Below are 22261 nucleotides of genomic sequence, written 5' to 3'. Positions count from 1 at the left end.
TTTGAGTAGCTCATCTGTCTCATGATCTAGTTCAGATGAAGCCAATTGATATTTTTTTAGTTTGAGTAATTGATCTAAATCAATATTCTGATTTTCTATACTAGGGTCTGTTGAGAATTACCGAGAGTTAATTAAACTCGCGCACAATTGAATCATGGCTTCAAAACTCGTATCTGTTTTACAACTACGCATCGCTATACGTTTAAATTCTTTTAACTTACAGAAATAGTTTTCAATGAGATGACGCCATTTATACATAATCGTATCAAAGGCTCTCATTACTTTTCGATTAGATTTGGGTGGGATCACCACTTTCACTTTACGTTCATTGAGTTCTTGGATGAGCCAATCTGCATCAAATGCTTTATCCGCTAGTAATGCTTGAAAATCAACATCTTCAATTAAAGGTTTGGTTTCTACTAAATCGTGATATTGACCAGGCATTAATCGAAACTTAATGAGGTTGCCTAGACTATCCACTAAGGCAAGAATTTTACAGGTCATTCCACCTCGAGATTTACCTATAGACTGTTTGAAAGTCCCCCTTTTGCACCTTGCCCATGTCGATGAACTTTAACAATCGTTCCATCAATCATGGCGTATTCCAAATCAACATCTTCATTTACAGATGCAAAAATAGTTTCAAATACACCAGCTTTCACCCAATCACGGTATCTTTTAAAGACGGTATTCCATTTACCAAAATGAGCAGGTAGATCACGCCATGGACTGCCTGTACGGGCAATCCATAGGACTGCTTCTAAAAATAATCGATTATCTTTTCCACTACGACCTCGATCGGTCACTTTACCTAGGCAAAAAGGTTCCATTTTTGCCCATTGGGCATCAGTAAGTATGTATCTATCCATAGTACTATTATAAATTAATCAGTAGCCTTTATTAATTCTCAACAAGCCCTAAAAGGAATAGATTTGGTCAGAACGACCTGTTTAAAAAAAAGTCGAACTGCTTGGGCTGGTGTTATTCCGAATTGTTTAAACACAGCAAAAGCCTGTTTTTTTCTTGAGAGTCTAAACGCACTTGATAGACTTCTGTTTTTCTCATGGCTGAACCAAAACAAAAATGAATATCTCAGCATTTTAACGGAACATTAATGAAATACAATCTAACTGTCATTTCATTGTCATTACAAAAGTAAATCTTTTTGTGAAATAAATCGCATTTTTTTCTTGGTGACAGGATCTTCAAAGCTTAATGCTTTGGCGAGTAATTGTAAGGGTTGGGAAAAATCATCATCTGCTTTATGCGCAACCGTTGGATAAAATGGATCATGGCGAATCGGCAGACCCAATGCATTGAGGTGTACGCGTAACTGATGCTGTTTTCCTGTTTTTGGATATAAACAATATTTTGCCCAAATATTATTGTGTTCTAAAAGCTCGATTCTCGTTTCACTATTCATTTGACCATCAATAATTTGCATGGTGTAAAAGGGTTCTCCTTTTTCCATACGGTATTGGGTGGTTGTTGGAAAGGTGAGTTTAGCATCGTATGGAGCAATTGCGTGATAGATCTTTTCAATTTGTCGTGTTGCAAATAACTGCTGATAGAGACCACGCGTTTCAGGGCGTTTGGAAAATAGTACGATGCCTGCTGTTTCGCGATCGAGTCGATGAATCGGGGTAAGTTCGGCATTTCCTGTTTGTTGTTTTAGACGAACTAGAAGTGTTTGTTGAACATATTGACCTGTAGGGGTCATGGTTAAAAAATGCGGTTTATCGACCACCAGTAAATCATCATTTTCAAAAATGATTTCATGTTCAAATGGCACAGTAATCTCATGAGCCAGAAAGCGATAATAATAAATATGCTGATTATTTTGATATGGGCTATATCGAGTTAGTTTCTCGCCAGATAAATCAAAAACCAAGCCATCATCAAAGCGTTGTTGCCATTCAATTGCTTGAATATGTGGAAAATGTGCACAGAGAAAACCATAGATAGTGTCATGTTCATTTTGCGCAGTCAAAAAGACTTTACTGGCAGTGACGCCATGAAGCATCGGTGGAGTGAAATCAGGTTTATTCATAACGCAACGAACGCAACAGATGGTAGGTTTTCATGGGGGGCAATGCTATCATAAGCCCAGCATTTTTGACTATTTTCAGTGTTATGAATCATACCTTGCAACTTTCTTTAGCCTCTGAACAAGATACGCAGCGCCTTGCACATGCCTTGGCTGCCCATTTTTCACAAGGTATCATCTATTTAATTGGTGATTTAGGTGCAGGAAAGACCACACTGACGCGTTACTTATTACAAAAAATTGGACATCAAGGGGCAGTAAAAAGCCCAACGTATACCTTGGTTGAACCCTATCAAATTGGCGAGCGCGCAGTTTTCCATTTTGATTTATATCGCTTAAATGACCCGTATGAATTGGAATTGATGGGCATCCGAGATTATCTGGAAACACCCAATGCGCTGTTTATTTTTGAATGGCCGAGCAAAGGTGGAAATGAAATTCCAGATGCGGATTTAACTATTGAAATTTTAAAAAGCGAAGATGATGAAGCTGAGCGTACGGTTGTATTGACCATGTCTGATCAGCAAACGCTAAATCAAATTCAGGGTACATTTAATGTCGGTTGATGCTGCAATTCGGCGTATTCATACGCTTAATCCTGCACTTGCCAACCAAATTGCTGCGGGTGAGGTCATTGAACGTCCTGCATCTGTGGTGAAAGAGCTGCTTGAAAATGCGATTGATGCTCAAGCCACTGAACTGATTATTCGTATTGCACAGGGCGGAAGTACCCTGATTGAAATCATTGATAATGGTTCAGGGATTCATCCTGAAGATTTACCATTGGCGGTGATGCGCCATGCGACCAGTAAAATTCAGACTTCTGAAGATTTGCAGGCGATTGTCAGTTTAGGCTTTCGTGGTGAAGCACTCGCCTCTATTGCTGCGGTATCGCGTTTAAGCCTGACCAGTAGCCAAGATCAGTCAGGGATTGGGTATCAAGTTGAAGTGAATGGTACGGCATTTGATTCTCAGGAGATCAAACCTGTTGCCAGCAATCAAGGTACGCAGATCCGAGTGCAGGATTTATTTTTTAATGTGCCTGCTCGCCGTAAATTCTTAAAAAAACCAAGTACTGAATTTGGTCATATCGAAGAAGTCGTGCGCCGTTTGGCGTTGACACATTTCGATATTCGTTTTGTGCTTGAACATAATGATCAGATTCGTCTCAACTTACCTGTTGCCGATAGTGGAGAACTCCGTTTTCAGCGTGTTCAGCAGCTTTTAGGTCGTTCATTTACTGAAAATGCCTACTGGATTGATGCTGAAAGTATTTCCATGCGTTTGAGTGGCTGGTTGGGGCATCCGTCAGATGCACGTGCTCAAGCAGATTTGCAATACGTTTATGTGAATGGACGTATTGTGAAGGATAAAACCATTTCGCATGCACTACGTATGGCTTACGATGGGATTTTGCATGGGCATCAACATGCGGGCTATTTACTATTTCTAGAAGTTGAGCCTGAAAATGTTGATGTGAATGTGCATCCGACCAAGCATGAGATTCGTTTTCTAAATCAGCGTGAAGTACATGAATTTGTACGTCATTATGCCAAAGACACCTTAGCTCAGTTTCAAACCACCAGTGCCGATTTAGCGCAAGCAATGAGTCCGTCTGTGGCGTTGGCGCAGCCGAAAGTTCAGGAACAGTTTGTCCTGCATCAATATGCTGAATATGCAGCGAATCAAGCACAAGCAGCAGAACCAACGCAGTCCTCTACTACGGAGCTAATGACTGAGTTTCATCAGGCTAAAGTTGAACCTGTGCAATATCAGCGTGCAACGACAGCGGGTTATCAGGCAACTCCGCAAGTCAATAATGCATTAAAAACGTATTTAACGCCATTACGCCAAGAAGCGTCTGAACAAAATGTAGCTGCTTCATCCAATCTTCAAGATGAATATCCTTTGGGAATTGCGATTGCGCAGTTACATGGGATTTATATCTTGGCGCAAAATACCCAAGGTCTGATTATTGTGGATATGCACGCAGCCCATGAACGGATTTTGTTGCAGCAAATGAAGCAAGCTTGGGATAAACCAGAATTCTGGACATCACAGCAGCTTTTGATTCCTAAAGTGATTTCGATTAGTCGCATGCAAGCCATGCGGATTGATGAGCTTAAACCGCAATTACAGCGTTTGGGTTTAGAATTGGATCAGTATGGCGATGAGCAAACGATTGTACGTGGTGTTCCCGCCATTTTACAGAAAGCTGATTTCACCCAATTGATTCCTGAATTACTCAATGATTTAGATCCAAATGACGAAGTGCAGGGACTACTGCAAAAACGTGATCAACTGCTTGCAGGTATGGCATGTCACGGTGCGGTACGTGCACATCGCCAACTCAGCCTGTCTGAAATGAATGCATTATTGCGTCAGATGGAACAAACCGAATTTGCCAGTCAATGTAATCATGGACGTCCAACATGGCGTGCATTTCCATTGGCTCAACTAGATAAATTATTTGCTCGAGGAGAGTAGCGTTACATGCCAAATACATTGCCCGTCATCAATTTAATGGGTCCAACTGCGAGTGGGAAAACTGCTTTGGCATGTGAGCTGTATGAGCAAGGGAATTTTGAGCTCATTTCTGTCGATTCCGCTTTGGTCTTTCAAGATATGGACATTGGTACTGCCAAGCCAAACAAGGAAGAACAGGCGAAATACCCACATCATCTTATTGATATTATTACGCCTTTACAGGTGTATTCGGCTGCTGAATTTGTTGAAGATGCAACACGCTTGATTGATGAAATTCATGCCAAAGGCAAGATTCCCATTTTGGTTGGTGGTACGATGCTATACTTCAAAGCATTACTTGAAGGATTATCTGATCAGCTTCCAAGTGCAGATCAGCAAGTACGTGACCAAATTGTTGCGCAAGCTGAGGCTTTAGGCTGGGAAAATGTCTATCAAGAATTGTGCCGTGTTGACCCTGAAGCAGGTGCTAAGTTCAAAGTCAGCGATAAACAGCGGATTATTCGTGCTTTAGAGGTTTTTCGTCTAACTGGAACAGCGATTACACAACTCCAAGCACAGCAGCCCAAGAATGTAGCATACCGTTACACATTTCATAATTACGCTTTATTCCCAGATCGGTTAGAATTACATCAAAGAATTGAGCAAAGACTCAATCAAATGTGGGAAATTGGATTTTTAAATGAGGTCGAATCATTAATTGATAAATACGATTTGACCGAAAATATTCCCTCAATGCGTTGTGTTGGATACAGACAGGCGCTCAATTTTTTATTAAATAGTGACAAAAATCACGATAATCAGCGTATAATGCGCGAGCAAGCTCTATTTGCTACAAGACAATTGGCTAAGCGTCAATATACTTGGTTACGTTCATTAAGAGAAAATCACAAATTCACCACTTTTTTGACGTTAAAGCAGGCTCAAGAAGACTTGCGTATCTGTTACAGATAAAGCAAAATTTGCAAACTATCTTTTTTATAAATTTAAAAAATTAAAGATAGTTTTTGTGCTGATTACATTTTTATTTTTTTGGAGTAACGACATGTCTAAAGGTCAAACTTTACAAGATCCTTTTTTGAATTCGCTTCGTAAAGAGCGTATTCCTGTTTCTATCTTTTTAGTAAACGGTATTAAATTGCAAGGTCATATCGAATCTTTTGACCAATATGTGGTTTTATTAAAAAATACAGTAAGCCAAATGGTTTACAAACATGCAATTTCAACAGTTGTTCCAGCACGTAACCCTCGTCCAGCAGGTGCACCTGTGAGCGGTGCTCAAGGTGGCTTTGGCGGTGGTGCTCAAGGTGGCTTTGGCGGTGGTGCTCAAGGTGGCTTCGGCGGTCAACAAGGTGGCTTTGGTGGTCAAGGCGGCTTCGGTGGTCAAGGTGGCTTTGGTGGTCAAGGTGGCTTCGGTGGTCAAGGTAGCTTCGGTGGTCAAGGCGGCTTCGGTGGTCAAGGTGGCTTCGGTGGTAACCAAGGTGGCTTTGGTGGTGGTCAAACATCAGGTTTTGAGAATGATGCAAAATTTGACGATTCACAAGATGATGAAAACAATCGTTAATTTTTGATTTAAAAAAACCCAGCAATTATCGCTGGGTTTTTTTATTTTCAGATAAAAATAACCCGAAATTATTCGGGTTATTTTTTACTTATTGACTATTTTTCTTCTTATCTAGGCTTGGGTCTTTAATATCGACATAAGCATTGGCACGTGTTTCACGTAACCAGCCATCAAGTTCGGTATTAAATTGTTGCTCGCCTAAATATTGGCGAGCCAGACGTTCCTGATATTCTTTCATCATATCTTGTTGACGAGTATCAAGGACTTGTAGGATATGCCAGCCATATTGTGTTTTAAAGGGTTCGCTGAGTTGTCCTACTGGCGTTGCCTTCATTTTTTCTTCAAATTCGGGAACCATCATTCCAAGGTTGACCCAACCCAAATCACCGCCATTCGCTGCTGATCCAGGATCGTTTGAGTAAACTGATGCAAGCGTTTTAAAGTCTTGACCTGCTTTTAAACGAGTATAAATACTGTCAATTTTTTGTTTGGCTTGTTCTTGACTTAACACTTCAGATGGTTGAATCAGAATGTGGCGCACGTGGTACTGCGTCACAATCGCTTTTTGATCACCCGCTTTACGATCAAGAAGTTTAAGAATATGAACACCATCTTGAGCAGGAATAAGTTCACTTGTCTGACCAATGTCAAGACTTGTTACACGTGCAGCAAGCTCTGCAGGAATATCAGACAGATTGCGATAACCCATATCTACACCAACCACTTTAATTTCGGCTGTAGAATCTTTTTGACTAATTGCTTTGATATCATTGCTTTGAGAAAGATCTTGTTTTACTTGATCTGCCGCGGCGCGTAAGCTTAGCATGTCATTTTGATTGTTAGTCGCTGAAACACGAAGATGCAAGATATGTGCTTGACTACCAATTGCAGCTTGTCCTTGAGGTGTTTTTAAGAAGTTTTCAACATCTTGATCACTGATTTTAATACGTGACATGACTTGTTGTTGGTGAAGCTGATTGATAGCAAGCTCTTGACCAATACGGCTACGAACCATCTCGTAAGTGCCAGGTGCTTGGGCATCTAGGCGCTTTTGAAAGTCAGCAAGATTATTCACACCATTTTGTTGTGCATATTTTAAAACAGCATCGTTGAGGGCTGCATCACTTGGTTTTACGCCATAACGTTTTACCAATTCAAGCTGTGCTTGACGTAAGATGATTTGTTCTAAAGCCTGTTGCTGTAAAATTTTTTGTGGTGGAAGAGCTTGTTTTTGTGTCTGTAATTGACGAGCAAGTTCACTTGTCATCTGGTCTAAGTCACTACGTAAAATCGCGCTATTATCAACAACAGCTACAACTTCATCGCTTGTTGAGGCAAACGCTGGAACTGAGCTAGAAATCAGAAGTGCAAGCGCTGTTGCTTTAAAGAAACGGGTCAGTTGTTGGTTCTTCATTCAGATTGTGTCCAAGATTGGTTAGATTTGTTAAAGCCGACAATACGCTGTTCAAGTAAGGAAGCCAGTCTGTTGTTGAAGGCTCCAAGTCCTTTTAATGTAAATTCTGCCATAATCGCATTTTTACGTTTTACATCAGGTTGGGTCACGTCATCAAGATCGTTGTAGTAAGAACGACCATACACAGAAACAGCCCAACAGCATGATTCATAATTGACCCCAAGGAGAATTTCACGAGCTAAGCTGTGATCAAGGTCATACTGAACGTGACCTATAATACGCCAGTTGTCTTTTACAGGTTGTATCAAAGATGCAACAACTTGATCATAAGTGAGCTGGGTGTTATTGACTTCTTTGCGTTTGTAATAGCCTAAGTTATAAATCGTACCTTGTTTGGATGTGTAGTAAGTCTGGAAATTGGCTTGTGAAATCGAGCTATCATCCCATGCCACATTTGAGGCAATGGTAAAGTTGTTGGTGATTTGGCTTGATAATGACAAGACAGGATCTGACTGTTTATTCGTTTGAATTGTGTCATCATCATCCAAAGTGACTTTTCGATCAGAGAAATAAAAACTTTTCCCGACAGCAGCTTTTAAGCGCTCTAAACCTTCTTGGTCAAATAAACTATAGCTTACTCCAAGTGACATAAAATTATTGTCATCTAGGCGGTCATGTCCATAAAAACGATATGGGCTAAACAATTGATCATAACTGACTGAAGCTGTAGTCGTATCAAAGTTTGGATAACCTGTCTGATTTTTATAAGGCGCGTAAGCATAGAATAAACGAGGTGTTAAGGTTTGTAGATATTTACCTTCTTTTTCAAAATTTAAGCCTGTATCCAATGTAAATTGTGGTACGACAACGGTTTTATTTTCAGAGCTACTTCCATTTGGATTGTAAAAATAATTCAGACTGCGCACTGATGCTTCAGGAATTACAAATGCCCAAGGTGTACGATAGTTATAGCGGACAGCAGCTGAGTTATATAGACGTGTTCCACTTTCTGCTAAAGCACTACCATCATTAATGTCTTTTTGGAAATAAGCACTATCATTATGATACTCAAATTGCCAGCCTTGAGGATTTTGTGTGGTGTAGTTCAATAAGAACTGTGGCAGACGGGCATATGGTCTCTTTGCATCAGAAAGAGTTTTATCAAGAGTCTGGTAAGTTTCGACTTTCAGGCTTGCATCTAAACCAGGAACTGCATTGGCAAAGTTAAGCTGAGCTAAGCGTCTTTGGTTCAAATCTGTCGAAATATTGGGATCGTTTTTAATGTCATCAATATAGTCAATATCAGATAAATAGTTATATTCAAAATTTGCAGTTAGATAGGGATTAATCGTCCAATCATGTTTAAATTGTAGTGACTTACGATCTTGATCACCATATTCTGGATCATTGGGTAAATAGCCACCAGAAATTGTTCCTTCACCAAAATTTGCAGTTTTGTAATTAAACTCACCTTCAAGCATTGCACCATGCGTACCTAAGTAACGAGGTGTTAGGGTCATGTCATAGTTTGGCGCAAGATTGAGATAGACAGGCAATGAAATTTGGAAGCCTTCACTACTTGACCAACCAAAGGTTGGTGTTAATAAGCCTGTGGTACGACGGTCATCAATTGGGAAGTTATAGTAGGGTAGATAAGCAACGGGAACATTTTTAACATATAGTGTTGCATCACGTGTTGTTCCACGACCTGACTCTTGATCTAGTTCAATTTTTTTGGCTTGAATATGCCAGTCGGGTGTTTTACCTGGAGCGCAGGCTGTATAGCTGGCATTTTCTAAAATGGTTTTAGAACTGGATGCTCGCTGAATGTTTTGGGCATGACCATGTGCATGAGTTTGTTCAGCAATAAAGAAACTATCACTTAAATTACCTGTTTGTTCTTTAAGGTTATAATCCACTTTTTGGCTTTGAGAGACCAAGCCATTTTGAGCGAGTTGCACATTACCTTGAGCATGTGCGATGGTTTGAGTTTTATCAATCGTGACATTTTCTGCACGAACTTGGCGACCTTCTTGATCAATGATCACATTGCCTTTTAGTTCAGAGTCACCATTTGGATCATAAAGTCCATAGTCAGCCGTGATGTTTGTTGTTGTGTTATTGGGATCGGGTGCTTTGGTGTTTGGCTGAATGGGTGTGACCCAAACGCCTTGGCAATAAGGTGAAAACTGAGCACTTGGCGCTCGTTCTTTTGCTTCAGGACTGTCTTTGCTGACATAGTATTGTTGGAAAAAATCCTGCCCAGGATAGCTTTCATTGAGCTGTTGCTTGAGCTGTTGATTGTCCACAGAAGATACGGCATCCGAAGATGCAGCATAGCTTGATTGTATCGAACTGCCACACAAGAGTGTCAAAATTGCAGTTGCTAAGGGATTAAATCTAAACTGTTGCTTCATGTGTCTCTTTAACCAAGTATGCTTTTTTGCAATTAATTATTGTCGCATCATAGAGAAAAAGTCTATAAGTGGCTACACTTAGGACTTCAAAAATTCAGCCTGTATTAGATTATTTTGCAAATGAATACACAACGTGAACAATTGATAGAAACATGGTTAACGACTGTCCTTCGTTCGGATCGATTTGAAATCAGCTATTTAGCAGGCGATGCAAGTTTCCGTCGTTATGCACGCGTTACCTTAGATCATAAATCATTTATGCTCATGGATGCACCACCTGAAAAAGAAGATTGTGCTCCATTTGTTCGTATTGATGAGTTTTTAGATCAGCATCAGGTACGTGTTCCACATATCGTTGCAAAAGATTTAGACACAGGCTTTTTGTTGCTTGAAGACTTTGGTGATGTGCTGTTATCAACTTTATTAAATGCAGATACGGTTGATCATTATTATTTACAAAGCTTTAAACAGTTGATTCAACTACAAGCGATAGATGGTACGCAGCAATTACCTGCATATTCTTACGATAAGTTAATGATGGAAATGCGCTTATTGACCGACTGGATGTTTCCAGCGCTCAATATTCACTTATCTGAAGCTGAACAGACATTGGTTGAACAGACATTTGATCTGTTGGCAAAAGCTGCATTAAACCAACCGCAAGTGATTGTGCATCGTGATTTTCATAGTCGTAACTTGATGCAATTAGACAATGAAACCGATCTTGGTGTGATTGATTTTCAGGATGCCGTGATTGGTGCGGATACTTACGATCTGATCTCAATCACCCGTGATGCCTATGTACAGTGGTCACCTGAGCGTGTTTATCAGTGGTTTGAACAATTCTATAATTTACTTCCTGAAGTCGCTAAACAAAATCGTAGCTTTGAACAGTTCAAACGCGATGCTGATTTTATGGCATTACAACGTCACATTAAAATTTTAGGTATCTTTGTGCGTTTGTTTGAGCGTGATGGTAAGTCAGGTTATTTGAAAGATTTGCCACGTGTGATGTGGTATGTACTCACTGAAAGCCAAGCCTATCCAGAATTGGCTGAGTTCATTGCATTTATGCAACAACGTGTAATGCCAAGTTTTACTGAGAAATATGGTCAGTATCAGGAAGTCTCTGCATGAAAGCTATGATTTTAGCGGCAGGTTTAGGGAATCGGATGCGTCCCTTGACTTTACACACGCCGAAGCCATTACTTGAAGTTGCCGACAAACCTTTAATCGTGTGGCACATTGAAAAATTGCAAAAAATTGGTGTGACTGAAATTGTCATCAATACCGCATGGTTGGCAGAGAAGCTGATTGCTGCGTTAGGCACAGGCGAACAGTTTGGGGTCACGATTCACTGGTCAAATGAAGGTGAGGGCTTGGAGACAGCGGGTGGCATTATTCGCGCTTTGCCATTGTTAGGTGACAAACCATTTATTTTGGTGAATGGTGATGTGTGGACGAATTATGATTTTGCACCGTTGCTCAATGTTGAGTTAGGACAAAATCTTGCACACTTAATGTTGGTCGATAATCCAATTCAGCATCCTCAGGGAGATTTTGTTCTATATGCGCAAAAGGCGTATACTTTTGAGCAAAATCAGCAGGGTGAAGCCTTAACTTATAGTGGTATTGCCGTGATTTCGCCTGAAATGTTCCAAAATTTACCTGATGGCAAACGTCCTTTAGCGCCTTTATTGAAGGATGCGATGTTACAAGGGCGTGTTGCAGCTGGAAAATTATCTGCTGCGTGGGTTGATGTCGGAACACCTGAACGTTTAGCCGATCTTGATCGACAAATTCGTCAAGGGTAATCTGCTTAAATGAGTATTCACTAAGCATTTTACCCTATGCTTTGGCAGATAAATCAGTATACTTCACCTAATTTTAATGGACGAGTTTTGACATGCATCTTTTTTTTCAGGAATTAAAACAAGGCAGTAAGGCATTAGGGCTTGACCTGAATGAAAATGCCTTGAATCTATTGTTGAAATATCAAGATGCACTGGTGTTATGGAATAAAGCCTACAACCTGACTGCAATTCGTGATCCAAAAGAGATGCTAGTGAAGCATCTGCTTGATAGTTTAAGTATTTTAACTTCTTTGCCAGAAGGTCGGTTATTGGATATTGGCACAGGTGGTGGCATGCCGGGCATGATCATTGCGTTATGTCAACCTGAGCGTGAGTGTGTATTACTCGATTCAAATGGCAAAAAAATTCGTTTCTTGAAGCAATTTATTGCCGATTTAAAACTGCCAAATGTCACTGCTGTGCAAACGCGTGTGGAAAATGAAGACAGCATTCGTGAACTTGGAACATTTGATGTGATTACCAGTCGTGCATTTGCCTCATTGACTGACTTTATTGAAGCATCAAAACCATATATGCATACAGGTAGTTATATTTGTGCCATGAAAGGCTTAATTCCAAATGAAGAAGTTACTGAATATTCAAAAGGATTTAAAACACAAATTATTGAGCTAAAAGTGCCGCGTTTAGACGAACAACGTCATTTGATTATTTTGCAGAAAAATTAATAGGATTGGGGTTTTAACATGGCTCAGATTATTGCGATTGCAAACCAAAAAGGTGGGGTCGGTAAAACAACAACCGCAGTCAATTTGGCAGCATCTTTGGCAGTCCTGAAAAAGCGCGTCTTGCTGGTGGATATGGACCCTCAGGGCAATGCCACCATGGGGTCTGGGGTACAAAAAAATGACTTACTTTACTCAGTCACTGATGTATTGCTTGGCGAAGTTCCAATTGAAACGGCGATCAGTAAAACAGAAGTCGGTTATAAACTGTTAGGCGCAAACCGAGATTTGTCAGGGGTTGAGCTGGCGATTGCAGAACAGAAGCAGCGTGAATTTATTTTACGTGATGCTTTGCAAAGTATTGAAGCTTCTTTTGACTTTATTATTGTGGATTGTGCGCCAAGTCTGAGCTTAATTACAGTCAATGCTTTGGCAGCGGTACAAGGTGTGATTATTCCAATGCAATGCGAATATTATGCACTGGAAGGTCTGGCTGATTTGACTCAAACGATTGATCGTATTCAGCAGGCGCTTAATCCGCAATTACAAATCATTGGCGTGTTGCGTACCATGTACGATGCCCGTAACGCATTAACTCGTGATGTTTCTTCAGAGCTTGAGCAGTATTTTGGTTCAAAACTCTATGAAACTGTGATTCCTCGTAATATCCGTTTAGCTGAAGCGCCAGCACATGGATTACCTGTGATTTTCTTTGAAAAGAATTCTAAAGGTGCAGTTGCTTACTTGAAAATGGCAACTGAATTAATGAAAAAGACCAAAGTCAAAAAAGGACAGTCAGCATGAGCGTAAGAAAACGCGGTTTAGCAAAAGGGCGCGGTTTAGACGCTTTGCTTGGTTCGATTCAAAAAGAAAAACTCAAAATCGAACAGCAATCTCATGATCATGGTCAATTTAAAAATATTGATGTCAATCTATTAAAACGTGGGGAATATCAGCCTCGCCGTTTTATGAATGAAGAAGCACTACAAGAGTTAGCCGCTTCAATTGAAAAACATGGTGTCATGCAGCCAATTGTGATTCGTCCTGTCGATGATGAACGCTATCCGTATGAAATTATTGCAGGTGAACGTCGTTGGCGTGCAGCACAACTTGCAGGATTGACCGAAATTCCTGCAATTGTACGTGACCTGAATGATCAGGTTGCGATTGCTTTGGCATTGATTGAAAATATTCAGCGCCAAGATTTAAATCCGATTGATCAAGCAATGGCATTGCAGCGTTTCCATGATGAGTTTGGTCTAAGTCATCAGGAAATTGCCGATACAGTGGGTAAAGCACGCACAACGATTAGTAATTTGTTGCGTTTGTTGACGTTGGCTGAGCCTGTCAAAGAATTAATGCAAAATGGTATTTTAGACATGGGGCATGCCCGTGCAATTTTGACATTAAAAGCAAAAGATCAAGAACGTATCGCTGATGTTGTGATTGAGAAAAGCTTGTCAGTTCGACAAACTGAACAGTTGGTGCGTGATTTTAATGCACCAAAAACCGAAAAATCCAAAGCTGAGCCATCTCCCGATTTAGAGCAATTAACGCAAAGACTTTCTGAGCGTTTCAATGCCAATGTACAGATTGATTATAATCAACAGGGTAAAGGTAAGTTAGTCATTCATTATCATTCACTTGATGAACTAGATGGCATTTTAAATATTTGTTTGGCAAATAATGAATAATATTTGGGGTTAGAATAATGTGGGAACTCTTTAAAGCAGGTGGTTGGCTTATGCTGCCACTTTTGCTGTGTTCGGTATTTACCGTTGCCATTAGCATTGAGCGTTTTGTTCGCTTGCGCCGTGCATCAGTTCTCCCAAAAGATTTGACAGTAACTGCACAAACTGAAGTACAACAGATTGCTCAACTCTTGCAGCAAGATTCAAAAATGACCCGGTCTGCTTTGGGTCAGGTCTTATTTGCAGGCTTAAGTGTTAAGCAAGAAAATGACCAGTTTGCTCGCGCACAAATGGAAGCAGCAGCATCACAAGAAATCCATTATTTAGAAAAAAATATTAATTTTCTTGGAACAATCAGTGCAATTTCTCCATTACTTGGCTTACTGGGTACAGTGATTGGGATTATCGAATCATTTCTAGTGATCGATGTTAGTTCAAATGTAAGCCCAACCCTGATGATTCCGGGAATCTCAAAAGCCTTAATTACCACAGCAATGGGGATGGTGGTTGCCATTCCCGCTTTAATTGCCTATCGCTATTTTCAGCGTGTGGTTCAAGAATATGTGGCTGAGTTGGAACAGCAGGCAACGCTTTTTCATGCCAAGCTTTTTTATCAACGTCAAAAAAAGCATGATGATGACCGAGCCAAGGATGTCGCATGAAATTCAGAAGAGCTTCGCGCGTTGAGGAAATTCACATCAATTTAACCCCAATGATTGACTGTTTGTTATTCATTTTGGTGTTTTTACTGTTGTCAACGACGTTTTATCAGCAAAGCCGTATTAATCTGACTTTACCCGACGCACAGGGCGTTCCACCAAAACAGTACGATCATAAAATTGAAGTCATGGTAGACTCAAGCGGCCATTATTCTGTGAATGGGCAGGCGCTTGCGAGTCAAGATACTGCTGACTTATCAATGGCAGTAAAACAGGCTGCCGATGGGCGACGTGATTTGATGTTTGTGATTGCTGCGGATGCCAAAGCAACCCATCAAGATGTTGTACGCGTGATGGATGTTGCAGGACAGCTTGGTTTTGTCAACATGAATATTAGTACCAAAGCACCAACTCGAGGTTATGAGTGAACCAAGACCTGAAAGTTTATCTTCGCCTACTGACTTATTTAAAACCCTATGGGGGATATGCATTACTGGTCTTGATTGGTTTTGCATTAAGTGCCAGTACGGAAGTTTCGATTGCTAAGCTTCTTGAGTTTGTGATTAATGCAATCCAAACTCAAAATACCCAGCAAACAGCACTATTTCCATTTTTGGTTGTTTTATTGATTTTTGTTCGTGGCGTAGGGTCTTTTCTTGGTGATTACTATTCAGCTGTGATTTCACGCCATTTGGTTTTTCGGATGCGTCAGCAGGTATTTGCAAAGTTATTGCGCTTACCCTCAAATTACTACCTGAAAAATTCAAGTGGTCATATTACCTCTAAAATTTTATATAACATTGAACAAGTGACTGCTGCTTCTTCTGAATCTGTACAGATTTTGTTGAAAGAAGGACTGACAGTGATTGGTCTATTGGGCTATCTGTTTTATCAAAACTGGAAGCTCTCGATTATTATTTTGGTATTTGCACCGATCATTGGTTTTGTTGTGCGTAAAGCTGCTAAGCGTATGCGTAAGTTGTCAACGCAAGTGCAAGACACCATGGGTGATGTCAACCACGTGGTTCAAGAGTCAATCTTGGGGCAGGCTGTTGTAAAAGGTTTTTGTGCACAAGAGTTAGAGCAGCAACGTTTATATGATCGCTCTAGTGATAACTTAAAACGTGGTTTAAAGCTACATATTGTAAATGTGCTAAACACCCCTATCGTGCAGTTAATCATGTCGATTGCGATGGCAATTATCATGTGGATTGCGCTACGTCCTGAAATTTTGGGGGATACATCTTCAGCTCAGTTTGTTGCATTTATTACAGCTGCGGGGATGCTCAGTAAGCCGATTAAAAATCTCACGACAGTCAATGAAAAATTGCAGCGTGGTTTGGCTGCGGCTCATTCGGTATTTGAATTGCTTGATATGCAGGAAGAAGAAAATACAGGCACTCAAAAACCACAGTTGAAAGGCAACATTTGCTTTGAGCATGTAAACTTAGTTTATCCAGATGGTTCACATGCAATTCATGATTTAAATTTGCAAGTGAAATCAGGTCAAACAGTCGCATTGGTTGGGCGTTCTGGTGCAGGAAAGACCTCATTGGTGAATCTATTGGTGCGTTTTCAATCTATCCAGTCAGGAAAAATCTTACTGGATGATCTTCCAATCGAACAGATCGAACTGGATTGTCTGCGCAGTCAGATTTCAATGGTGAATCAGCAAGTTGTATTGTTTGATCGAAGTGTGCGTGACAATATTGCCTATGGTCAGTTACAAGATGCCACAGATGAGCAGGTTATTGCGGCAGCAAAAGCTGCATATGCACATGACTTTATTATGCAATTGCCACAGGGTTATAACACGGTATTGGGTGCTCAGGGTTTAACTTTGTCAGGTGGTCAACGTCAACGTATCGCAATTGCCCGTGCAATTTTGAAAAATGCGCCGATTTTAATTTTAGATGAAGCCACCAGTGCACTTGATAACGAATCTGAGCATTTTATTCAAAAAGCCTTTGAAAAAGCCATGCAACAGCGAACAACTATTGTGATTGCGCATCGTTTATCCACCATTGAAAATGCAGATATGATTGTTGTCATGGATAAAGGTCGCATTTTAGAACAAGGCTCGCATACTGAGTTGTTAGCAAAACGAGGTGCATATTTCCAGTTGCATCAACGTAATTTTGAGGAATGATCAATGGGCGTGGCACAACAAATCCAAGAGGCTTGGAATAAGCAATCTCGCTGGTTGATGCTATTACGCCCATTGTCTTGTTTATATCGTTGTGGATTTCAACTCAACAAACAGCTATACCGCACGGGTCTCAAAAAGACCTATCATGCAACTGTTCCTGTGATGGTGATTGGAAATATTACAGTCGGCGGTAGTGGAAAAACGCCTTTACTCATTCAGTTGGTTAAATTTTTACAGCAACATAACATTCGTGTAGGTGTTATTAGTCGTGGTTATGGGGGAACAGGTCCTTTTCCTGCACTGGTTTTGCCTGACTCTTCGGCTAATTGTGTCGGCGATGAACCTTGTCTGATTGTACAAAATACACATGTACCTATGGCTGTAGGACCCAATCGTCAACAGGCGATTGAATTGCTGCTTCAACATCAGGCTTTAGATCTGATTATTAGTGATGATGGTTTACAGCACTGGGCATTGGCACGGCAACTGGAGTGGATTGTACTCGACAATAACCGTGGCTTAGGCAATCAGAAACTTCTGCCAGAAGGTTATTTGCGTGAACCTGTGAGTCGTTTACAGGGCGCAACGGTGATAGAGCACTCTGCAAAACCAACAGCGAAAACACATATGCATTTGCAGGTGGGGCAGCCGTATTTACTCAATCAGGCGACTGAACAGACCAAGCCTTTTGATTCAACGCTGCATTACCATGCTGTTGTAGGGATTGGTTATCCTCAGCGTTTTTATGACAGCCTAAAGAGTATTGGATTAGATCATTTCAGGAAGCATGAATTTGCTGATCATCATGCTTATGCGTGGTCAGATTTACAGTTTGATGATACTGCACCAATAATTACCACGGAAAAGGATGCAGTCAAAATCAAAATGCTACTGCAACAGCAGACCATCGCGATTGATCGTGATATTTGGGTGTTGCCTGTAGAAGCAGTTTTATCTGCTGTATGTTACAGTTTATTAGAAGATCAATTACGACAATTGAACATCAATATTACAAAGGTCTGATTATGAAGCATATTGTTATTCCTGCACGTTATGCAAGTTCACGTTTACCTGGTAAGCCTCTTTTGGAAATTCATGGTCGTGCTATGATTTTACGCGTGGTTGATCAGGCAAAAAAAGTACATGGTTTTGACGATTTATGTGTGGCAACAGATGATCAACGCATTGCTGAAATTTGTCGTGCAGAAGGGATTGATGTTGTGATTACTTCACCTGATCATCCATCGGGAACAGATCGTTTGAGTGAAGTTGCAAAAATCAAAGGCTGGGATGCTCAAGATATTATTGTTAATGTACAAGGAGATGAGCCACTATTACCAGCACAACTGGTGCAGCAAGTTGCTCAACTTTTAGAAGATCAGCCACAGTGTTCAATGTCAACTTTGTGCGAACCGATTCATGCACTAGAAGAGTTTCGCCGTGACAGTATTGTCAAGGTTGTCATGTCTAAATACAACGAAGCGTTGTATTTTAGCCGAGCAACGATTCCGTATGATCGTGATGCGGCTAAACATAAATCTGAGCATTTACATGATAGTGCATATCGTCATTTAGGGTTGTACGCCTACCGAGTTGCGTTACTACAAGAGTATGTTACATGGGATATGGGGCAACTTGAGCGTTTAGAAAGCTTGGAGCAACTTCGCGTTTTGGAAAATGGTCGCCGTATTGCGATGGCAGTTGCTGAGGCTAATCTTCCTCCTGGTGTCGATACTCAAGAAGATTTAGATCGTTTAAATGCATTAGATATTTCAGTATTTCAATGATGTCAGATACTTATTCACAACCTGAGCTTGCCAACAGTACAATTTATCCATGGCAGCAGCCAATTTGGAGCATGCTTACACAGCGTTTCCCTGATTTAGGTCATGGATTATTGTTTTATGGTAAGCAAGGTTGTGGTAAGCATGCTTTTGTTGAGCATTTCGTGGCATGGTTATTGTGTCTGAACAAACAGTCACAAGGTGCTTGTGGGCAGTGTGGGAGTTGTCAGTGGTTGAAGTCAGATACTCATCCCAATTATGTGCTGATTAGTACGGATGAGGACAATAAAAAAGCCAATGCACAGATCAAGATTGAAAAAATTCGTGAGCTATTGCCATTTGTACAGCAAACCGTAGATGGTTGGCGTGTTGTCGTCATTCAACCTGCTGAAGCATTGAATACAGCTTCAGCAAATGCTCTGCTTAAAACACTTGAAGAACCCGGTGAGCGAGTGATGATCATTTTGGTTGCGGAGCATTTTCTTAAATTGCCTGCCACTATTCGTAGCCGTTTACAGCGTTATGCTTTAGACCGAATTGAATTTGATCAGGCGGCTCAATATCTTCAGCAGCATGTAGCTGATTTGAATCCAACTCAAATTCAATTATATTTAAATTTAGCCAATGGTATGCCGTTGCAAGCACAGGCATTGATTGAGCAAGCATGGATTCAGCGGCGTCAAGAGTTTTTAAATGACTGGCTGAGTTTAGTACAACATAAAAATTCACCCATCCGTTATGCAACAAAATGGGCAAAAGAGCTTAATTTTATTGATTTACAGCAATTGTTTGAATATTTGTTGTCAGATCTAATTTGTGTCAAACTGAAACAACCTGTAAAAAATATAGATTTAGATTTCACTGTATTCAGTGATTTTTATGATCTAGAAACACTCTTTGATATTTATGCAGTACTACAACAGAGTAAAATAAAGATAGAACAGAATGTACAAACCAATTTGCTGGTTGATCAAATGTTTGTTCTATTAATGAATGTCGGTCACACTCAATAAAGGGGAAGAATAATGTTACAACCTCGTATGGGCGGGATTATCCAAGCCAATATTACTGATCGCAATATGTTACAGGCGAGTTATATGCCTTTTGTAAGTGGTGGCGGCTTATTTATCCCATCACAACAAGCCGTTAGATTAGGGCAAGAAGTCTTTGTCTTGGCAACCTTACCTGAGCAGAGTCAAAAGATTCCTTTGACAGGTAAAGTGATCTGGGTGAATTACAAACAATCTACAGCCAAACCACAAGGTTTTGCCATTCAGCTCACAGGTGAAAAAGGCGCTTATTATAAGTCTGAGGCTGAAAAGTTACTGGCGGGTAGTTTGTCGCTCAATCATCCAAGTTATACCATTTAATAGGAGTTCATGTGTTTACCGATACGCACTGCCACCTGACCATGTTGAATTTAGCACCATATGCAGGTGATTTGGATCAAGCATTACAAGAAGCACGTGATGCAGGGGTCACCAAATTTATGGGAATATCGGTGACACTTGATGATCATGTGGCTTTAGCAGAAATTGCTCATCGACATGCCGATGTTGGATATACTGTGGGCGTACATCCTTGTGAAGACAGGGAAATTATGCAACAAGCGACGGTTGAGCATCTTGTTGAACTGGCTCAAGATAGTAAAGTTTGGGCTTTTGGCGAAACAGGCTTGGATTATTATCACAGCGTGGACTATATTCCAGATCAAAAAGCATGTTTTGCAAGACATATTGAAGCATCTAAAATCGCGGGTAAACCTGTTGTTGTGCATACTCGTTCGGCGAAGCAAGATACGATTGATATCATTCGAGCTGAGCAATCAAGACATGGAATTTTGCATTGTTTTACTGAAGACCTTGCAACAGCAAAAGCGGTGCTTGATTGTGGTTATTACATTTCATTTTCTGGGATTGTTTCATTTAAAAATGCCCAAGATCTGCGGGATGTTGCCCGTTATGTACCATTAGACCGCTTATTGATTGAAACGGATAGCCCTTATCTTGCACCTGTGCCGTATCGAGGTAAAACCAATGAACCTAAATACGTCCCCTTTGTTGCACGTGCGTTGGCAGATATTTATGGTTTAACTGCGGAAGAAATTGGATTTATTACAAGTCATAATTTTGAAAATCTTCTCAATATCAGATATTAAGTGGAATAAAACAAGACAATGAAGATGGATCGACAAGCACAGTTTCGTGCACGAGAAGCATTGGTATTTCAAGTTGCTGAACAATTATTATTAGAAAATGGTGAGGCGGGTATGACTCTAGATGCATTAGCATCTGAATTAGATCTTGCCAAAGGGACACTATATAAGCATTTTCAAAGTAAAGATGAGCTTTACATGCTGTTATTGATGCGTAATGAACAGATGTTATTGGTCATGTTGCAAGACGCAAGTAAAAATTTTGCAGAGCTTGTCGCATTTTTTATGTTACATCATTTACATCATGCTGAACGGACAGTGCTATTTCATAGCATTGAAGAAAAACTTTCGATGACTGGTACGGGTGTACATGCTTTATTTAGCCAGTTGTATCAAATCCGTCGTCAGCGTTTACGTATTATTATTCAAATGACTGAAGATTATTTGACATCTATCCAAAGCAAAATGACAGTGCGTGATTATTTGGCAGGCATTTGGGCGCTGACCTATGGTGCAGCAGTATTACTCAATTCAAGCTTCTACCAACGTTATTTGGGATCACGCGATAGTTTAAAAGTTGCATATATTGAGCAAGCTTTGGCATTGCCTTTGCAGCACCCTCATACACAAAGCTGATCTGTGGGTAAAATGCAACTTGAGATGAAAATTATTCCGCAGTATTTAACTTTTGTTCTATAATCGACTGTCCTAGTCAAGATTCATTGTTATTTATAACTCCCATGATAATTCGTAAGTTATTTAAGTTTGAGAATGCTCATATTGTAAGAAATTGTACCTCGGATCGTTGCAAACGCTCCATTCATGGCCACAGTTACAAAGTTGAGTTATTGCTTAAAGCCTCGAAGCTAGATCATGGACAAATGGTCTATGATTTTGGCTTGCTCAAAGGTGTGATTAAAGAATTATTTGATAGTTTTGATCATGCTATTTGTTTTTGGAATCAAGATAGCGCTGAATACATTCAGGCATGTAAAACCTTCAGTGCGCGTTGGATTAGCTTGCCTGTATCACCATCGGCAGAGCAATTTTCCCGAATTTTCTTTTATTTAGCTCAAGAAGTCCTAAAATCAACCCAGACCCAAAATGGTGAGGGTGATGTCGAGGTTTATTCAGTGATTGTACATGAAACCGATACAGGTTATGCACAGAGCTTTTTAGATGATATCGAAAATACGCAAATGGGCATTTTGGCATTAGAGCAGATTGAGTTTTCAGAGCAAGTTCAGGCTGAATGGTCAGATCCGAAAATGTATGAAAACTTAAAGCAAGGGTTAAAATTTTTAAATCCAGCCGTTGAATTACAAGTAAAAATTTCTTAAGTCTGAATTGAGTCGTATTTT

The 22261-nt window shown here is 40.3% G+C and carries 22 protein-coding genes and 2 pseudogenes; 19 read left to right on the top strand and 5 right to left on the bottom strand.

Features of this window, described 5'->3' with window-relative positions; translation table 11 throughout:
- Window positions 1-117: 117 nt before the first annotated feature.
- The 3 genes and pseudogenes from GBN19_RS04745 to GBN19_RS04735 all read right to left on the bottom strand — a co-directional run bounded on the left by GBN19_RS04745 (window position 118) and on the right by GBN19_RS04735 (window position 2050).
- A pseudogene (locus tag GBN19_RS04745) lies at window positions 118-869 on the bottom strand (IS5 family transposase).
- A 50-nt stretch (window positions 870-919) separates the two neighbouring features.
- Window positions 920-1065, bottom strand: a pseudogene (locus GBN19_RS04740) (type II toxin-antitoxin system RelB/DinJ family antitoxin); the annotation flags it as partial.
- Between the two features lie 82 nt (window positions 1066-1147).
- A complete protein-coding gene (locus GBN19_RS04735; RefSeq protein WP_151777359.1) occupies window positions 1148-2050 on the bottom strand; it encodes an RluA family pseudouridine synthase in 903 nt (300 codons plus the stop codon).
- Window positions 2051-2133: 83 nt separating this feature from the next.
- On the opposite strand from GBN19_RS04735, the gene tsaE reads away from it, so the two are divergent.
- The 4 genes from tsaE to hfq all read left to right on the top strand — a co-directional run bounded on the left by tsaE (window position 2134) and on the right by hfq (window position 6095).
- On the top strand, window positions 2134-2613 hold the full coding sequence (gene tsaE, locus GBN19_RS04730; RefSeq protein WP_151777358.1) for a tRNA (adenosine(37)-N6)-threonylcarbamoyltransferase complex ATPase subunit type 1 TsaE: 480 nt from the start codon (window positions 2134-2136) through the stop codon (window positions 2611-2613).
- On the top strand, window positions 2603-4534 hold the full coding sequence (gene mutL / locus GBN19_RS04725; protein WP_151777357.1) for a DNA mismatch repair endonuclease MutL: 1932 nt from the start codon (window positions 2603-2605) through the stop codon (window positions 4532-4534). The genes tsaE and mutL overlap by 11 nt, the downstream gene beginning before the upstream one ends.
- A 6-nt stretch (window positions 4535-4540) precedes the next feature.
- Window positions 4541-5485, top strand: a complete 945-nt coding sequence (gene miaA / locus GBN19_RS04720; protein ID WP_151709920.1) for a tRNA (adenosine(37)-N6)-dimethylallyltransferase MiaA — start codon at window positions 4541-4543, stop codon at window positions 5483-5485.
- 91 nt (window positions 5486-5576) lie between these two features.
- Window positions 5577-6095, top strand: a complete 519-nt coding sequence (gene hfq, locus GBN19_RS04715) for an RNA chaperone Hfq (protein ID WP_151777356.1) — start codon at window positions 5577-5579, stop codon at window positions 6093-6095.
- Window positions 6096-6183: 88 nt separating this feature from the next.
- Here the strand turns inward: hfq and GBN19_RS04710 are convergent, their stop codons facing one another.
- Window positions 6184-7509: a peptidylprolyl isomerase gene (locus GBN19_RS04710; protein ID WP_151777355.1), complete on the bottom strand. Its 1326-nt coding sequence runs from the start codon at window positions 7507-7509 to the stop codon at window positions 6184-6186.
- Window positions 7506-9926 (bottom strand): LPS-assembly protein LptD, encoded by a 2421-nt coding sequence (gene lptD, locus GBN19_RS04705; protein WP_151777354.1) that lies wholly within the window; start codon window positions 9924-9926, stop codon window positions 7506-7508. The genes GBN19_RS04710 and lptD overlap by 4 nt, the downstream gene beginning before the upstream one ends.
- 120 nt (window positions 9927-10046) lie before the next feature.
- Here lptD and GBN19_RS04700 point away from each other — a divergent pair, with 120 nt between their 5' ends.
- From GBN19_RS04700 to GBN19_RS04630, 15 genes are all read left to right on the top strand, one after another.
- Window positions 10047-11063, top strand: a complete 1017-nt coding sequence (locus GBN19_RS04700) for an aminoglycoside phosphotransferase family protein (RefSeq protein ID WP_151777353.1) — start codon at window positions 10047-10049, stop codon at window positions 11061-11063.
- A complete protein-coding gene (murU, locus tag GBN19_RS04695) occupies window positions 11060-11740 on the top strand; it encodes an N-acetylmuramate alpha-1-phosphate uridylyltransferase MurU (RefSeq protein WP_151777352.1) in 681 nt (226 codons plus the stop codon). The genes GBN19_RS04700 and murU overlap by 4 nt, the downstream gene beginning before the upstream one ends.
- Before the next feature lie 92 nt (window positions 11741-11832).
- Window positions 11833-12465, top strand: coding sequence for a 16S rRNA (guanine(527)-N(7))-methyltransferase RsmG (gene rsmG / locus GBN19_RS04690; protein ID WP_151777351.1), 633 nt, complete (start codon window positions 11833-11835; stop codon window positions 12463-12465).
- Between the two features lie 18 nt (window positions 12466-12483).
- Window positions 12484-13266, top strand: coding sequence for a ParA family protein (locus GBN19_RS04685; protein WP_151710386.1), 783 nt, complete (start codon window positions 12484-12486; stop codon window positions 13264-13266).
- On the top strand, window positions 13263-14156 hold the full coding sequence (locus GBN19_RS04680) for a ParB/RepB/Spo0J family partition protein (RefSeq protein WP_151710385.1): 894 nt from the start codon (window positions 13263-13265) through the stop codon (window positions 14154-14156). The genes GBN19_RS04685 and GBN19_RS04680 overlap by 4 nt, the downstream gene beginning before the upstream one ends.
- A gap of 17 nt (window positions 14157-14173) precedes the next feature.
- Window positions 14174-14815, top strand: a complete 642-nt coding sequence (locus GBN19_RS04675; RefSeq protein ID WP_151777350.1) for a MotA/TolQ/ExbB proton channel family protein — start codon at window positions 14174-14176, stop codon at window positions 14813-14815.
- A complete protein-coding gene (locus GBN19_RS04670) occupies window positions 14812-15240 on the top strand; it encodes an ExbD/TolR family protein (RefSeq protein ID WP_151710383.1) in 429 nt (142 codons plus the stop codon). The genes GBN19_RS04675 and GBN19_RS04670 overlap by 4 nt, the downstream gene beginning before the upstream one ends.
- Window positions 15237-16961 (top strand): lipid A export permease/ATP-binding protein MsbA, encoded by a 1725-nt coding sequence (gene msbA, locus GBN19_RS04665; protein ID WP_151777349.1) that lies wholly within the window; start codon window positions 15237-15239, stop codon window positions 16959-16961. The genes GBN19_RS04670 and msbA overlap by 4 nt, the downstream gene beginning before the upstream one ends.
- 3 nt (window positions 16962-16964) lie before the next feature.
- The gene (gene lpxK, locus GBN19_RS04660; protein ID WP_151777348.1) at window positions 16965-17984 is read left to right on the top strand and encodes a tetraacyldisaccharide 4'-kinase; all 1020 of its coding nucleotides are present in this window, start codon (window positions 16965-16967) and stop codon (window positions 17982-17984) included.
- Between the two features lie 2 nt (window positions 17985-17986).
- The gene (gene kdsB / locus GBN19_RS04655; RefSeq protein ID WP_151777347.1) at window positions 17987-18748 is read left to right on the top strand and encodes a 3-deoxy-manno-octulosonate cytidylyltransferase; all 762 of its coding nucleotides are present in this window, start codon (window positions 17987-17989) and stop codon (window positions 18746-18748) included.
- On the top strand, window positions 18748-19758 hold the full coding sequence (locus GBN19_RS04650) for a DNA polymerase III subunit delta' (RefSeq protein WP_375707852.1): 1011 nt from the start codon (window positions 18748-18750) through the stop codon (window positions 19756-19758). Before kdsB ends, GBN19_RS04650 begins: the two co-directional genes overlap by 1 nt.
- 12 nt (window positions 19759-19770) lie before the next feature.
- The gene (locus GBN19_RS04645; RefSeq protein ID WP_151710378.1) at window positions 19771-20115 is read left to right on the top strand and encodes a PilZ domain-containing protein; all 345 of its coding nucleotides are present in this window, start codon (window positions 19771-19773) and stop codon (window positions 20113-20115) included.
- A gap of 11 nt (window positions 20116-20126) precedes the next feature.
- Window positions 20127-20903: a TatD family hydrolase gene (locus GBN19_RS04640; RefSeq protein ID WP_151777345.1), complete on the top strand. Its 777-nt coding sequence runs from the start codon at window positions 20127-20129 to the stop codon at window positions 20901-20903.
- A gap of 24 nt (window positions 20904-20927) precedes the next feature.
- Complete coding sequence (locus GBN19_RS04635) at window positions 20928-21536, top strand: TetR/AcrR family transcriptional regulator (RefSeq protein ID WP_171494435.1); 609 nt, start codon at window positions 20928-20930, stop codon at window positions 21534-21536.
- 104 nt (window positions 21537-21640) lie between these two features.
- Window positions 21641-22240 (top strand): 6-pyruvoyl trahydropterin synthase family protein, encoded by a 600-nt coding sequence (locus GBN19_RS04630; RefSeq protein WP_151710375.1) that lies wholly within the window; start codon window positions 21641-21643, stop codon window positions 22238-22240.
- The last annotated feature ends 21 nt before the right edge of the window (window positions 22241-22261 follow it).

Origin of the sequence: Acinetobacter brisouii (assembly GCF_008993995.1) — a bacterium.
In the GTDB taxonomy this organism is placed as follows: domain Bacteria; phylum Pseudomonadota; class Gammaproteobacteria; order Pseudomonadales; family Moraxellaceae; genus Acinetobacter; species Acinetobacter brisouii_A.
Note: the sequence above shows the minus strand (reverse complement) of the source record. Positions and strands in the feature narration are given on the sequence as shown.

Bases quoted from the DNA above. Each gene is read 5' to 3' on its own strand.
- rsmG (WP_151777351.1), top strand. From the start codon at position 11,833: ATGCATCTTTTTTTTCAGGAATTAAAACAAGGCAGTAAGGCATTAGGG.
- lpxK (WP_151777348.1), top strand. From the start codon at position 16,965: ATGGGCGTGGCACAACAAATCCAAGAGGCTTGGAATAAGCAATCTCGC.
- GBN19_RS04630 (WP_151710375.1), top strand. From the start codon at position 21,641: ATGATAATTCGTAAGTTATTTAAGTTTGAGAATGCTCATATTGTAAGA.
- GBN19_RS04670 (WP_151710383.1), top strand. From the start codon at position 14,812: ATGAAATTCAGAAGAGCTTCGCGCGTTGAGGAAATTCACATCAATTTA.
- GBN19_RS04645 (WP_151710378.1), top strand. From the start codon at position 19,771: ATGTTACAACCTCGTATGGGCGGGATTATCCAAGCCAATATTACTGAT.
- murU (WP_151777352.1), top strand. From the start codon at position 11,060: ATGAAAGCTATGATTTTAGCGGCAGGTTTAGGGAATCGGATGCGTCCC.
- GBN19_RS04650 (WP_375707852.1), top strand. From the start codon at position 18,748: ATGTCAGATACTTATTCACAACCTGAGCTTGCCAACAGTACAATTTAT.
- GBN19_RS04675 (WP_151777350.1), top strand. From the start codon at position 14,174: ATGTGGGAACTCTTTAAAGCAGGTGGTTGGCTTATGCTGCCACTTTTG.
- GBN19_RS04700 (WP_151777353.1), top strand. From the start codon at position 10,047: ATGAATACACAACGTGAACAATTGATAGAAACATGGTTAACGACTGTC.
- GBN19_RS04735 (WP_151777359.1), bottom strand. From the start codon at position 2,050: ATGAATAAACCTGATTTCACTCCACCGATGCTTCATGGCGTCACTGCC.
- GBN19_RS04710 (WP_151777355.1), bottom strand. From the start codon at position 7,509: ATGAAGAACCAACAACTGACCCGTTTCTTTAAAGCAACAGCGCTTGCA.
- GBN19_RS04685 (WP_151710386.1), top strand. From the start codon at position 12,484: ATGGCTCAGATTATTGCGATTGCAAACCAAAAAGGTGGGGTCGGTAAA.
- mutL (WP_151777357.1), top strand. From the start codon at position 2,603: ATGTCGGTTGATGCTGCAATTCGGCGTATTCATACGCTTAATCCTGCA.
- kdsB (WP_151777347.1), top strand. From the start codon at position 17,987: ATGAAGCATATTGTTATTCCTGCACGTTATGCAAGTTCACGTTTACCT.
- tsaE (WP_151777358.1), top strand. From the start codon at position 2,134: ATGAATCATACCTTGCAACTTTCTTTAGCCTCTGAACAAGATACGCAG.
- miaA (WP_151709920.1), top strand. From the start codon at position 4,541: ATGCCAAATACATTGCCCGTCATCAATTTAATGGGTCCAACTGCGAGT.
- GBN19_RS04680 (WP_151710385.1), top strand. From the start codon at position 13,263: ATGAGCGTAAGAAAACGCGGTTTAGCAAAAGGGCGCGGTTTAGACGCT.
- lptD (WP_151777354.1), bottom strand. From the start codon at position 9,926: ATGAAGCAACAGTTTAGATTTAATCCCTTAGCAACTGCAATTTTGACA.
- hfq (WP_151777356.1), top strand. From the start codon at position 5,577: ATGTCTAAAGGTCAAACTTTACAAGATCCTTTTTTGAATTCGCTTCGT.
- GBN19_RS04635 (WP_171494435.1), top strand. From the start codon at position 20,928: ATGGATCGACAAGCACAGTTTCGTGCACGAGAAGCATTGGTATTTCAA.